This window comes from Hydrogenophaga aromaticivorans, from assembly GCF_013387465.1.
Lineage (GTDB): Bacteria > Pseudomonadota > Gammaproteobacteria > Burkholderiales > Burkholderiaceae_C > Hydrogenophaga > Hydrogenophaga aromaticivorans.
This window is the reverse complement of record NZ_VYGV01000016.1, coordinates 679,514-692,853: the sequence shown is the minus strand read 5'-3', so window position 1 is coordinate 692,853 and position 13,340 is coordinate 679,514. Positions and strand designations below refer to the sequence as shown.

General features: G+C 66.3%; 13 protein-coding genes. 4 read left to right on the top strand and 9 right to left on the bottom strand.

The features are described 5' to 3' along the window. Positions 1 to 8 precede the first annotated feature (8 nt). From F3K02_RS20400 to F3K02_RS20360, 9 genes are all read right to left on the bottom strand, one after another. Positions 9 to 971: a Bug family tripartite tricarboxylate transporter substrate binding protein gene (locus F3K02_RS20400; RefSeq protein ID WP_177137440.1), complete on the bottom strand. Its 963-nt coding sequence runs from the start codon at positions 969 to 971 to the stop codon at positions 9 to 11. A 39-nt stretch (positions 972 to 1,010) separates the two neighbouring features. Continuing rightward, complete coding sequence (locus tag F3K02_RS20395; RefSeq protein WP_343067121.1) at positions 1,011 to 2,180, bottom strand: CaiB/BaiF CoA transferase family protein; 1,170 nt, start codon at positions 2,178 to 2,180, stop codon at positions 1,011 to 1,013. Positions 2,181 to 2,218: 38 nt separating this feature from the next. Continuing rightward, on the bottom strand, positions 2,219 to 3,358 hold the full coding sequence (locus F3K02_RS20390; protein ID WP_177137438.1) for an FAS1-like dehydratase domain-containing protein: 1,140 nt from the start codon (positions 3,356 to 3,358) through the stop codon (positions 2,219 to 2,221). A 50-nt stretch (positions 3,359 to 3,408) separates the two neighbouring features. Next, the gene (locus F3K02_RS20385) at positions 3,409 to 4,971 is read right to left on the bottom strand and encodes an acetate--CoA ligase (protein ID WP_177137437.1); all 1,563 of its coding nucleotides are present in this window, start codon (positions 4,969 to 4,971) and stop codon (positions 3,409 to 3,411) included. A gap of 278 nt (positions 4,972 to 5,249) precedes the next feature. Next, positions 5,250 to 5,684: a PaaI family thioesterase gene (locus F3K02_RS20380; protein WP_246309600.1), complete on the bottom strand. Its 435-nt coding sequence runs from the start codon at positions 5,682 to 5,684 to the stop codon at positions 5,250 to 5,252. A gap of 239 nt (positions 5,685 to 5,923) precedes the next feature. Then, positions 5,924 to 6,658, bottom strand: a complete 735-nt coding sequence (locus F3K02_RS20375; protein ID WP_177137436.1) for a type 1 glutamine amidotransferase — start codon at positions 6,656 to 6,658, stop codon at positions 5,924 to 5,926. An 82-nt stretch (positions 6,659 to 6,740) separates the two neighbouring features. After that, positions 6,741 to 7,541 (bottom strand): crotonase/enoyl-CoA hydratase family protein, encoded by an 801-nt coding sequence (locus F3K02_RS20370; protein ID WP_177137435.1) that lies wholly within the window; start codon positions 7,539 to 7,541, stop codon positions 6,741 to 6,743. Between the two features lie 33 nt (positions 7,542 to 7,574). Next, positions 7,575 to 7,988, bottom strand: coding sequence for an AtuA-related protein (locus tag F3K02_RS20365; RefSeq protein ID WP_177137434.1), 414 nt, complete (start codon positions 7,986 to 7,988; stop codon positions 7,575 to 7,577). After that, positions 7,985 to 9,388 (bottom strand): acyclic terpene utilization AtuA family protein, encoded by a 1,404-nt coding sequence (locus tag F3K02_RS20360; protein ID WP_177137433.1) that lies wholly within the window; start codon positions 9,386 to 9,388, stop codon positions 7,985 to 7,987. Before F3K02_RS20360 ends, F3K02_RS20365 begins: the two co-directional genes overlap by 4 nt. Before the next feature lie 245 nt (positions 9,389 to 9,633). On the opposite strand from F3K02_RS20360, the gene F3K02_RS20355 reads away from it, so the two are divergent. The 4 genes from F3K02_RS20355 to F3K02_RS20340 all read left to right on the top strand — a co-directional run bounded on the left by F3K02_RS20355 (position 9,634) and on the right by F3K02_RS20340 (position 13,318). Then, positions 9,634 to 10,509, top strand: coding sequence for a branched-chain amino acid ABC transporter permease (locus F3K02_RS20355; RefSeq protein ID WP_177137432.1), 876 nt, complete (start codon positions 9,634 to 9,636; stop codon positions 10,507 to 10,509). Positions 10,510 to 10,513: 4 nt separating this feature from the next. Next, positions 10,514 to 11,590: a branched-chain amino acid ABC transporter permease gene (locus F3K02_RS20350; RefSeq protein ID WP_177137431.1), complete on the top strand. Its 1,077-nt coding sequence runs from the start codon at positions 10,514 to 10,516 to the stop codon at positions 11,588 to 11,590. Beyond that, positions 11,587 to 12,417 carry an ABC transporter ATP-binding protein gene (locus F3K02_RS20345; RefSeq protein WP_177137430.1) on the top strand — a complete coding sequence of 277 codons (831 nt, stop codon included), beginning with the start codon at positions 11,587 to 11,589 and terminating at the stop codon, positions 12,415 to 12,417. Before F3K02_RS20350 ends, F3K02_RS20345 begins: the two co-directional genes overlap by 4 nt. A 112-nt stretch (positions 12,418 to 12,529) precedes the next feature. Continuing rightward, entirely contained in the window at positions 12,530 to 13,318 is a 789-nt protein-coding gene (locus F3K02_RS20340) for an ABC transporter ATP-binding protein (RefSeq protein ID WP_177137429.1), read from the top strand. Positions 13,319 to 13,340: the final 22 nt, after the last annotated feature.

Sequence of the window (13,340 nt, the reverse complement as noted above, 5' to 3'; positions counted from 1 at the left end):
GACCGATCTCAATCGAGCCGGATCTCTGCGCGCTTGATCACTGGCTCCCACTTCTTGCGCTCGGCATTCGCGAAGTCGGCCAGTTGCGTGGCCGTCCCGCCCGCGGGGTCGAAGCCCAGATCCAGCAGCCGCTGGCGGGTTTCAGGACGCATCAGCACCTTGTTGATGGCCGCGTTCAAGGTGTTGACGATCGCCGGCGGCGTGCCCTTGGGGGCATAGAGGGCGTTCCAGGCCACCACCTCGAAACCGGTGAACCCCTGCTCCGCCACGGTCTTGGCGCCCGGGACCAGACCGCTGGGCTGGGCAGAAGTCACCCCCAGAGCGCGTACCTTGCCGGATGCCAGGTGGGGCCGCAAGGCCGTCGGGGTATCGATGATCGCCGGGAGTTGCCCGCCCAGCAGGTCGGTCATGGCGTTGCCCGAACCCTTGTATGGAATACCGAAAAGATCCACCGAGGAGCGGTCCTTCAGCAACTCAAGCACCAGCCGCGCTGTGGTGCTGGGCATGGCGATATCGGCGCTGCGCGGCTTGCTTTTCGACAGGCTCACCAGTTCGGCGGCCGAGGTGATCGGCGAAGCGCTGTTCACCGCCATCACCATGGGGAAGGTGCCGACCAGCGCGATCGGCTCGAAGTCCAGCGCCGCATCAAACGGCAGCTTGCTGTACAGGAACTGGTTGAGCACATGGGTGGCGTTGGTGCCCATGGTCAGCGTGTAACCGTCTGGCGCGGCCTGCTTGGCCAGTTCGGTGCCCAGGTTGCCCCCGGCGCCCGCCTTGTTTTCGATCACGATGGGCTGGCCCAGGTCGCTCGACAACTGGGTGGCGAGGTATCGCGTGGCGATGTCCGTGCCCTGCCCCGCGGCGTAGGCAACGATGATCTTGATGGGCCGCGACGGGTAGGTCTGTGCGTGGGCGGCCACGGCGGTCGTCAGCGCACAGGCAGCGGTGATGAGAACTTTGAATATACGCATGGTGCTTGTCTCCTTCTATTGTGATAGCCAAATTGGCCGCTAGCTTCTGGGTCCGGGGGCGGCACCCATTTCTCGTAAACGTTGGCGGTCTTCCTTTGCATAGCCGAGCCCGGCCAGGATGGTTTCGGTGTCTTGGGCAAAGCCGGGGGGGCGCGCGCCCGGAGCGCCCGGGGTCCCGAGCAGCCTCATGGGGGAACGCAGGCCGGTGTAGTTCTCTCGGCGGACGACGATGTCGCGGTGTTCGCAGTGCGCGTGCGCGAGCGCCTGCGGCACCGAATTCACCGCGCCGGCCGGCACCCCCGCCCGCATGAGCGCTTCGCACAAGGGCCCGCACGGCCGGTCTGCGATGGCCGCCTCGATCACCGCTTTCAGCGCGGCGCGGTGGCCCACGCGCAGGCTGTTGGAGGCAAAACGCGCGTCGTCCGGCAGGTCGGGCAACCCCAGGCAGACGCCCAGGCGGCGAAACTGCGCGTCGTTCAGGATGCCGATGAACAGCTCCCCGTCCTGCGCCCTGAACTTGTCGTACGGGGCGATGTTCGGGTGCGCACTGCCCAGCAACCGAGGCGAGTCCTTCGAGGCGAACCAGTTGGACGCGTGCGGCAGCAGCAGGCTGAGGGCCGTGTCGTACAGCGTGGCCTCCACCCGCTGCCCCTGCCCGCTGGCGTGCCGGGCCTGCAGCGCCATGAGGATGCCGGTCAGGGCGACGTAGCCTGTGAGGTGGTCCACGATGGGCATGCCCACCCGCGTCGTGCCGCTGCACTCGTCGCCGTTGATGCTCATCAGACCGCACATCGCCTGCAGCACGGCGTCGTAACCCGGCAGCCCGCCGAGCGGGCCGTCGTTGCCGAAGCCGGTGATGCTGCAGTGGATGAGCCGGGGGTAACGCGCCGACAGCGTCTGCTCATAGCCCAGCCCCCAGCGCTCCAGCGTGCCCGGCAGGAAGTTCTCGACCAGCACGTCTGCGTCGGCCAGCAGGCGGTGGAGCACGTCCTGCGCCTCCGGCTTCGACAGATCGAGGCTGATCGCCTGTTTGCCCCGGTTGAGCGCGAGGAAATACGCCGCATCGCCGTCGCCGTCGAACGGCGGCCCGAGGCCCCGGGTCTCGTCGCCCGAAGGCGGCTCGACCTTGACCACCTGGGCGCCGTGATCCGCCAGCATCTGGGTGCACAGCGGTCCCGCCAGCACCCGGGTGAGGTCAACGACCTTCACTCCTTTCAGTGCGCCACTGGCGGTGGTGGTCATGACGTTCAGCCTTTCGAGGGCAGGATGACGATGCCGCTGCCGACGACAGAGAGTTCGTCGTTCTGGTTGCGGGCTTCCTGCTCGATTTCCACCATGTGCTGGCCGTTCTCGATGAACTTGCGCTTGACCTTGGCCTTGATGAACAGCAGGTCACCCTCGGGGTTGTGGCGGCGGATCTTGCAGCTGGCCTTGTGCAGGAAGCCGGCATCACCGATCCAGTTGGTGAGCTGGTGCGTGAGCCACGAGGTGCGCTCCGGACCGTAGTCGTAGGCACCGGGCGCGCCCACTTCCAGCGCGAAGTCTTCTTCCCAGTGCACACGCTCCGGGCAGTCGGGGATGCCGAAGCGGTTCTTGATACCGACGCCCGGGTGCTGGTCGATGAGCTTCCAGGCCAGCTTGTTGGCACGGATGTAGAGGCCGCCCCAGCCCTGGGCGTAGGCGATGAAGCCGGTAACGGTCATCGGGCCCTTGAACATCACAGGCAGGGCTTCGCCTTCCTTGACGTCTTCCCAGTAGCGGGGCGTGGCACCACGGATTTCTTCGTCGCGGTACAGCTGGTAGGCCTCGCCCAGCTCTTCATCGGTGTAGCGGCGCGGCGCGCTCGACCGGACCTCGGTGTACTTGGTGCCCTGCTCGCGGGCGTGGTCGCGCTCGGTGCGGAAACACCAGCTGTCGGCTTCGGCCACCTTGTCACCGGTCTGGTTGAAGAAGTCCACGTGGTAGGTCTGCTGGACGGCACGACCGGCGAAGCGGGTCTGGTGTTCGACCAGGTCTTTCAGGTGGGCTTCGGTGTGGATCTCGTCGTTGCGGTGCACCGGCTTGTGCCAGGTCCAGTCGGCACCCGACCACATGGCGTGTACGCCCGGCAGGCCGCCGACATAACCGGAGACGATGCGGCTGGTCGAAAACAGGAAGCTGGGCAGCGCCACGATGCCGCCGTAGTGGCTCTTGGCCGCGTAGTCGGGGTCGCACCAGAGCGGGTTGTCGTCGCCGATGCCGTGGGCATAGTGGCGGATGTTGTCGCGTGTGGCCTCGTGGCACCAGGGTTCGACGGTGTGGCCAATCTTGATGCCGATGCGCTCGCGCAACTCGTCGAGGCCGCTTTCGGTGATCTTGGGAAACTGGCGCGATTCGGTACTGGACATGTTTTCTCCTGGGGTGGTTGGGTGAAAGGGTGAATGAATGGGGTGGGAGATCAGTTCGTTGTCGCTACCGCGGCGGCGAGCTCCTGCTCGCGCAGCTTCTTGCGGTGCACTTTTCCGGCGGGGGTCTTGGGCAGCTCGGGCACGACGGCCACGTGGCGCGGGTATTCGTGCTGGCTCAGCTTGTGGCGCACCAGGTCCTGGATCTCTTCGGTGAAGGCCTCGGACTCGGGCCGGGCGCTCACGACAAAAGCCTTGACCACCTGTCCGCGCACGGCGTCGGGCACGCCGATGGCGGCCGCTTCCAGCACGTCGGGATGCATCAGGATCACGTTCTCGATCTCGACCGCGCTCATGGTCCAGCCGGCCGAGATGATCACGTCGTCGGCCCGGCCACCGTGGTGGAAATAGCCCGCACTGTCGATGCGACCCAAGTCCTTGGTGGGGATCCACTGGCCACGACGCTGGACCATCAATTGCCCGGTAGTGCCGACGGGACACAGCTGGCCGTCGACGTCGTGCACCTCCACCCGGGTGCCAGGCACGGGCTTGCCTAGCGAGCCGCGTTTCACCCGGAAATCCGACGCGCCCGGGTAGCTGACCAACACCACACCGATCTCGGTGGTGCCGTACATGCTGCAGACCTCCAGGCCAAAGGTCTGGTGCACGAAGTTCGCGGTCTCGTCGTCGATGGGCTCGCCGGTGAACGACAGCTTCTCGATGGCGTAGGTGTAGCGGTCGGCGACACCGCTGTTCTTCATCATGCGGTAGTGCGTGGCCGCGGCCGACATGTTGGTGAAGCGGTGCTCCGAAAGGGCCTGCAGCAGCCGCTCGGGCTTGAAGCGCCCGCTGTAGGCACCAACCGTCAGGCCGAGGGCCAGCGGTGCCAGCGTGCCGTGCCACAGCCCATGCCCCCAGGCCGGCGACGAGGGGCAGAAGAAGCGGTCACCCGGGCGCAGACCGGTGCCGTACAGCGCCGCCACCATCAGGGTGACCAGGGCGCGGTGCGAGTGCTTGACGGCGTCGGGCAGTTCGCGGGTGGTGCCCGAGGTGTACTGGAAAACAGCCAGATCGTCGGCCCGCGTCTTCACTTCAAAGGTCGAGGGCAGGTGCTGGATGGACGACAGGAAGTCGACGTTGAAGATCAGCACGCCATCGCCAACGATGGACCGCGCCACCGCCTGCTTCTCGTCGTTGGTCACCAGCAGCGCCGGCTGGCAATCGTTGACGCGCAGCCGGATGCCGTCGGGGCCGAACAGCGTGAACAGCGGCACCGCGATCGCGCCGCTCTTGATAACACCGAACATGGCGACATAGAACGCCCGCGAGGGCTCCAGCATGATCGCCACGCGCTGGCCGGGCTGAATGCCCAGCGCCACCAGGTGGTGGGCAAAACGCGAGGAATCCTCGGCCAGTTCTTTGAAGGTGATGACCTCGTCGGCGCCTTCGGCGTTCACCACGATCAGCGCCTCTTTCCCGGAGGTGGCGTAACGGTCCACGCACTCGTGGCCCATGTTCAGGTGTTCGCGGTTGCCATCAAAAAGTTCCCACAACTTGTCGTTGGAGAAGTGCACCTGGGCATCGGCGTAGCTGGTGTAGTCGGTCAGTTTTTTCATGGTGTTCGTCGTTCGTCTGGTGTGGATGAATTCTTGTCGTGTTTTTATTTTTTGTCAAATAGCACATATATTTGTACATAGACAATTATTAAAAAGACAAAAAAATGGCAGAAGTGCCACCATCCATAACAGGCGTCACCAGGGTTGAACAGGCTTCAGCCTGGACAGGAAAATCGCGTCGTAAAGGTTCAAAACTCCCTCATGACTGAGGGGGCATGGGCGTGATGCCCGTGGCATCGGGCGAAGCGTTTCTCAACGCGGCCGAAGGCCACGAAGGCTCACTGGGCGGGTGTGGTCCGCAGCATTTTCATGATGGCTCGGGCCGCCAACACAGGCCGGTCGTCGACCTGCACCGTGCCCTCCATGAAAACCAGGCTGCTGGTGCGGGCCGTGATGCTCGCCCGGGCCAACGCGAACTGTCCCGCGCGCACCTCGGCCAGAAAGTGCGTATCGAGCTGCACAGTCACGCATGGCGTGCGCTCGCAAGCCTCCCAGGCCACCGTGCTCAGCACATGGTCGATCAGGGTGCTCAAGGCACCGCCGTGCACCACACCGGCGGGGTTCAGATGCTGCTCTTCGGCGAGCAGTCCATACACCCAGCCCGACCCCTCGCGACGCGTCCACAAAGGTCCGGCACGCCCCATGAAGCCACCCAGTTGACGGGGCTTCCAGCCTTGCTCCTGCAAGCGATCAACCAGCTCTGAATTCGGCATGAGACCCTCTTTCTGGTGACATGGGACGGGGCGATCCATACCGGAGTCATGGATTCACTGATGCAAATATATTGTATGGAAACAATTTTTCAAGACAACCCAGACGGGTACCAGACCGGCCTCTTGACACCCATCCAACGTTCACCGACTCGACCCAGGACCATGCTGTGGACCGCATGGTCCATGTCGTCGGGAACCATTGGTGGAGTTGCGGCGCAAGGCCGCTCCAGCGTGCGAGTTCAGCGCCAGCGCGAACGCCAGGTCTCGTAGATGCGCCGGGCCAGCCTCTCGCTGCCCGCCTGGTGCCGGGCGGTGGCGGCCTGCATGCCGGCCGGGTCCTGCACGCTGTCCCGGTGCAGCAGCACCTGAACCGGATAGGCCTGGCCCGGGTGCTCCAGCCAGTCGGCGATCTTGGCCGGCGTGATCTCGATGTGGAACTGCATTGCGAGGTGCTGTCGCAGGGCGAAAGCCTGGTGGGCACAGGCGGGTGAACTGGCCAACAGCTCGGCGCCGGGTGGCAGCTCGACAAAGCTGTCGTGGTGCCACTGGTAGACCGTGGCCTCGGTCTGCTCGCCCAGCCAGGCGCGGGCGGCGTCGCTGCTGTTGTGGCGGATCGGCAGCCAGCCGATCTCGGGCTGTGCCAGGGTCTCGACGCGACCACCGAATGCGCGCGCCATGAGCTGGCCGCCCAGGCAATGGCCGATGACAGGGATGCCCAGCGCGTCGGCCTCGCGGATCAGCACTTCAGCCTGCCGCAGCGAGGGGCGATCGTCGTTGGCGCTCCAGGCGCCGCCCAGCACGGCCAGGCCTTGGAGGCCCTGCACCGACCCCGGGTAGGCGTCGCCGGCTTCGGTGCACAGCACCTGCCAGCGCAGACCCTGTTCGCCGAGCCACTGGCCCAGGTAACCCGGGCCGTCTTCGTTCAGGTGCTGCAGCACCAGCACGTCGGCGTTGTGAATCGGAGATGGGTTCATGGCACCCATGATGGGCTGGCGAGAGCCCGCGTGGGGGACCAATCGGGTGGTGATGGCGGGAGCCGCCGAGGCAACCGGACCGTCAGAACCGGCCGTGGCGCCCCTGCCCTTGCGCGAAGCGCGTGGCGCCCTCCAGCGCGTCGGGGATGCGCGCCTTGCCGCGTTGCCATTCCTGCTGCAGGGCTTCGCCCAGCGGCAGATCTCCCTGTGCGTACGCGCTTTCGCGGTCGGCGCGCATCGTGGCCTGCGGGAAGGCGGCGAGCTGTTGTGCGAGTCTGATGGCGGCTTCGCGTGCGGTCCCGGTGGGCACGACGCGGTTCGCCAGGCCCATCTGCAGCGCTTCAGCGGCTTCCACCGGGCGGCCGGTGAGGATCAGGTCCATGGCGTGGCCCATGCCGATCAGGCGCGGCAGGCGCACGGTGCCGCCGTCGATCAGTGGCACGCCGAAGCGCCGGCAATAGACGCCGAAGTAGGCGTCGGCCTCCATCACGCGCAGGTCGCACCAGAGCGCCAGCTCCATGCCGCCGGCCACGGCCGCGCCGCTCACCGCGGCGATCACCGGCTTGGACAGGCGCAGGCGCGATGGGCCCATGGGGCCGAGGGCGCGCGGGTCGTCCGCATCGAAGTCGAGCTGGTCCAGCCCACCGGATTCCCCCGATGCGGCCAGGCGAGCGCCGTACTGCAGGTCCCAGCCGGCGCAGAAGTGGCCGTTGGCGCCATGGAACACCGCCACCTTCGCGGCCGGGTCGTCTTCGAAGGCCAGGAAGGCGGCGTGCAGGGCCTGTGCGGTGGCGCTGTCCACAGCGTTGCGGACCTCGGGGCGGTTCAGGGTGACGATCCAGATGTCGCCCTGTTGTTCGGTGGTGACGGGGGATGGGTTCATTTCATGCCTTCCAGCGGGTTGGCGGGCGGGCCCTCACCCCTGCCCTCTCCCAGGGGGAGAAGGAGGAACATCGCCCCACCAGCCCACGCGCGGCGCCTCCAGCGCCTCGGCCAACTCGGCCTCCGTCACCACGATCTCCAGCCGCAGCAGCGCGCCCGCCATGGCCTTGCCCAGGTTGTCCAGCCGCAGATTGCGCGCGCCGCCACCCTGCAGCGCACCGCGCAACACGAACTTCAGCGCCAGGATGTTGGGCAGCGCCCAGGCGTCCACCTCCCCCGGCAACCAGGGTGCGAAGTGCGCGCGCACGCGCTCGGCCGTGACCTCGCGCTCGATCAGGCGGTAGCCCGCCAGGTTCCAGGCGAAGAGACCGAAGTCCACCCAGTCGGCCTTGTCGCCGCTGCGCGCGTGGGCGATGCGGGCCAGGGGAATACGCAAGGTTTGGCTCATGGGGCACCTCCCAACACGTCGACCTGGATGCTCGGCTCCACCAGCGCCCGCGGAATCAGCGTGGGCCAGATGCCCAGCAGTTCGCTGGTGTTGTGCAGGCCGTTGAAGCCGCAGGTGTAGGCCGGGCCGCTCAGGGCCAGCCAAGGGAACAGGCGACCGAAACCATCGGCGGCGGCCTTCGACGGGGTGCGCAGCACCAGCCGGGTCCAGATTTCGTTCATCGCATTGAGTGCGCCGGCATCGGGCAGCGGTGCCAGTGCACCGTGTGCCGAATTGAGACCCGGGTATTCCACGAACAGCTCGTCGTGCGGGATGCGTCTGTCCTGCAGCAACTGGCGGATGGTGGCGGTGGCGGCCTGCGCCTTGTCCCAGGCGTCGGGCCACGAGAAGCCCCAGGTCACTTCGGCCTTGAAGCCATCGCGGTAACCCGCCACCACCTTGAGCATCGGCCCCGGCGCCTGGCCGCGCGCGCCGGTCAGGCGCACGCGGTCGTGGCCTTCGTCGTGCAGCACGATCTGGCCCATGTCGAGCACCACGTCGGGCGAGTGGTAGGCGTGCGGGTTGTGCACCTCGTAGAGCAGTTGCTGGCGCACGGTGTCGAAGTTGATGCGCCCGCCCGTGCCCGGCGCCTTGGTGATCAGGGCCGTGCCGTCTTCCCAGACCTCGGCGATGGGATATCCGATGTGCGCCAGGTCGGGAATGTCTTTCCAGGCGCCCTGGCTGCCGAAGTTGCCGCCGCTGCCCTGGCCCGAACACTCCAGCAGATGCCCCACGGTGAGGCCTTGGGCCAGGCGGTTCAGGTCTTGCGGCTCGGTGGCGCCGCCGAGCGCCCAGCCCAGGCCGTGCACCAGCGGCCCGAGGAAGAGCGCGGCGTCGGCCACGCGGCCGGTGATCACGATGTCGGCCCCGGCGTCCAGCGCCTGCACGATGGGCGCCGCGCCCAGGTAGGCGTTGCCGAACACCAGCCGTTCGCGCACCTGTGAAACCGGTTCGCCCGTGAACAGGTGGGCCAGTTCATCGGCAGGCGTCGAAGCGTCCTGCAGGCGCGGCAACACGTCGTCCCCCGTCACCACCGCGATGCGCGCGGGCCAGCCCTTGGCCGTGAACGCGGCCAGCACCGCCTGCGCCGCACCCATCGGGTTCAGGCCGCCCGCGTTGCAGACGAAGCGCACGCCGCGCTCGCGCATCAGTGGCCACAGGCGCAGCAGCATGGGCACCACGTCGCGCGCGTAACCCAGCGACGGGTCGCGCTGGCGGTCCTTCTGCAGGATGGCGAGCGTGAGTTCGGCCAGGTGGTCGCTGGCGACGAACTGCACGCCGCCGCGCTCGATGCTCGCGGTCACCGGTTCCCAGTTGTCGCCGTAAAAGCCGAGGCCGGCGCCGATGCGGATGGACTTCATGAAGGTCGGAAAGTGGGTGGGGACCACAGGATACGTCGACCCGATCATTTTGCAAAGCAAACGCTCTGCAAAAATAAAATGCTGCACCGCAAGGCAAGGCGCCTGCGCGACTGTGGATCGGGTCAACCCCTAGCGCCAGTGTCAACCCTGGCAGCTATAAACACCCCACCCCGTCGGGTTGACGCGTCTCACAGCCTGCAGCAGCAGCCGGGAGGACAAGGGCATCCGACTCACAGGAGAACCGCGTGCAACTGCTGCAACTGCTCATCAGCGGTGTGGCCCAGGGCTGTATCTACGGACTCATTGCCCTGGGTTTCGTGCTGATCTACAAGGCCACCGAAACGGTGAGCTTTGCCCAGGGCGACCTCATGATGGTTGGCGCGTTCGGCGGTCTGGCCACCATGACGATGCTCGGCTTCCCGTTCTGGCTGTCGGTGCCCGCCGCCGTTGTCGCCATGGGTTTGTTTGGCGTGGTGCTGGAGCGCCTGGTGATCCGCCCCATCCTGGGCCAGCCGGCGTTCTCCATCGTCATGCTCACCATCGGTGTCGGCTACGTGCTGCGTGGCCTGATCACCATGATCCCCAACATCGGCACCGACACCCACACCCTGCCCGTGCCCTACGCGGGCGAGGTGCTGCGGCTGGGCGCGCTGGTGGTGTCGGCTGAGCAGATCGTGGTGATCGGGGTCACCGGCGTGTTGTGTGCCGGGCTGTTCGCGATGTTCCGCTATTCGAAGCTGGGCGTGGCCATGCAGGCGTCGTCGCAGAACCAGCTCGCGGCCTACTACATGGGCATCCCGGTCAAGCGGCTCAACGGCCTGGTGTGGGGACTGGCCGCGGGCGTGGCGGCCTTTGCCGGCTTGCTGCTGGCACCCATCACCTTCGTGCACGCCAACATGGGTTTCATCGGCCTGAAAGCCTTCCCCGCTGCGGTGGTGGGCGGCTTCGGCAGCCTGCCCGGCGCCATCGTCGGCGGACTGATCATCGGCATCGTGGAAGCGCTCTCGGGCTTCTACCTGCCCGAAGGTTTCAAGGACATCGCGCCCTACATCGTGGTGCTGCTGATGCTGGTGCTGAAACCGAACGGCCTGTTCGGAGAGACGCTCAGGAAAAAGGTCTGAACAGATGCGCTTCATTTTCAAGACCGACTACAACCAGGACATCCAGCTCGCCAAACACGGCGGGCATGTGTTCTGGTACAGCCTGCTGGGCCTGTTCCTGCTGGTGGCGCCCTGGGTGATCGAAGAGTACTGGCTGGCACAACTCACCTTTGTGCTGATCTACGCCGTAGTGGGCCTGGGGCTGATGCTGCTGGCGGGCTTCACCGGCCTGTTCTCGCTCGGCCACGCGGCGTTCCTCGGCGTCGGCGCCTACACCGAGACGGTGATGGTCAACGCCGGTGTGCCCTTTCCGATCGCGATGGCCTGCGCCGGCCTGCTGGCCGCGGCGGTGGGCATGGTCGTGGGCCTGCCGGCGCTGCGCGTCAAGGGCATCTACCTCGGCATGGCCACGCTGGCTTTCGGCTTCATCGTCGAAGAAGCCATGGCGCGCTGGGAAAGCGTGACCGGCGGCAACTCGGGGCTGTCGGTGATGCCGCCGTCGATGTTCGGCTGGGAGCTGGATTCCACCAACGAGTTCTATTTTCTCTGCCTCGTGGTCACGGTGCTCGCCACACTGGCCATCGTCAACCTGATGCGCTCCAGCACCGGCCGCGCCTTCGTCGCCATCCGCGATTCGGAGATTTCTGCGCAGAGCATGGGCATCCACCTGGCGCGCTACAAGACGCTGTCGTTCGCGCTGTCGGCCTCCCTGGCCGGCATCGGCGGCGCGCTCTACGCGCACAAGATCCAGTTCCTCTCACCCGAGCAGTTCAGCATCATCCAGTCGATCGACCTGCTGCTCATGGTGGTGATCGGCGGCCTGGGCTCGATCCACGGCGCCTTCCTCGGCGCGATCTTCCTGATCGTCATGCCGCAGCTCATCGCACTGGGCAAGGACTACCTGCCCGACGCCATCGGCCAGGCCGCGGGCCTGCAGGGCACCGTGTATGGCCTGGTGCTGATCGCCTTCGTGCTGTTCGAACCCATGGGCCTGTACGGCCGCTGGCTCAAGGTGCGCGCCTACATCCAGCTGTTCCCGTTCTACCGGCGCGGCATGTTCAAGCGCCAGAAGACCTTCCAGAAATCCGACAGACTGAAATGACCGACGACATCCTTCTCTCGGCCCAAAACCTCAGCGTGCGCTTCGGCGGCGTGCTGGCGGTGAACAACGTGAGCTTCGATGTGAAGCGCGGCGAGGTGTTCACGCTGATCGGCCCCAACGGCGCGGGCAAGACGACGGTGTTCAACCTGATCAGCCGCATCTACACACCCACCACCGGCACCATCGACTACGCCGGCCCGGACGGCACGCTCAAGCTCACCGAGCAGCCACCGCACCGCATCGCGCGCCTGGGCATCGCGCGCACCTTCCAGAACATCGAACTGTTTGAACACGCGACCGTGTTGCAGAACCTGCTGATCGGCCGCCACACCCACCGCCGCACCGGCCTGTGGAGTGAGCTGCTGTTCACCGGCAAGACGCGCGCCGCCGAGATCGAGGCGCGCGCCAAGGTCGAGCAGGTGATCGATTTCCTGGACCTGCAGCACCACCGCGAATCGCTGGTGGCCGGCCTGCCGTACGGCGTTCGCAAGGTGGTGGAACTGGCCCGCGCGCTGTGCACCGAGCCCAAGCTGCTGCTGCTTGACGAGCCGTCTTCCGGGCTGAACGTGGAGGAGACCGAAGACATGGCGTTCTGGATCGCCGACATCAAGAACGATCTGGGCATCACGGTGCTGATGGTCGAACACGACATGTCGCTGGTGTCCAAAGTGTCCGACCGCGTGCTCGCCATGAGCATGGGCGAAGAACTCGCCACCGGCACACCGGCCGAGGTGCAGAACCACCCGGGCGTGATCGAGGCCTACCTCGGCACGGTGGACGACGTGTCCAGCCTGCGCCGCGAGAACCAGGCGGAGGTGCAAGCATGAGAACCGCCGGGCCGCCCCAAGGTTCTCAAGCCCCCTTGGGGGGCAGCGCAGTACGCGCAGCGACAAGCCCCGGCGCGTGCGCTAGCACGCGACGCAAGGGGGCAACATCACTATGACCGCGCCGATCACCGACAACGCGGTGTTGAAACTGCTCAACGTCGAGAGCGCCTACGGCCCGATCAAGGCGATCCGCGGCGTGAGCCTGCAGGTGCGCCGCAGCGAAATCGCCACCGTGCTGGGCAGCAACGGCGCCGGCAAGACCACCATCCTCAAGACCATCAGCGGCATCATCGATCCGCGCAAGGGCAGCATCGAGTTCAAGGGCGAGAACATCACCGCGCAGGACCCGGCCGACATCGTGCAACTGGGCCTGAGCCATGTGCCCGAGGGGCGCGAGGTGTTCCCCCTGCTCTCGGTGCGCGACAACCTGCTGATGGGCGCCTACACCCGCAAGGACCGCGACGGCGTGGCGCGCGACATGGAGCTGGTGTTTGGCTACTTCCCCATCCTGCGCGAGCGCGCCGCGCAAGACGCCGGCCTGCTCTCGGGCGGCCAGCAGCAGATGCTGGCGATCAGCCGCGCGCTCATGGCCAACCCCGACCTGATCCTGCTCGACGAACCCAGCCTGGGGCTCTCGCCGAAGCTGACGAAAGAGATTTTCGAGATCGTGGTGCGCATCAACCGCGAGCGCGGCACCACCATCCTGCTGGTGGAGCAGAACGCCAACATGGCGCTCAACGCGTCCGATTACGGCTACGTGCTGGAGAACGGCCGCATCGTGATGGAAGACACCTGCGCCCACCTGCGCGAGAAGGACGACATCAAGGAGTTCTACCTCGGCATGAAGGAAGAAGGCGTGCGCGCCGACCGGCGCTGGAAAAAGAAGAAGAACTGGAGATGACTTTGGAACACCCCCGCAGCGC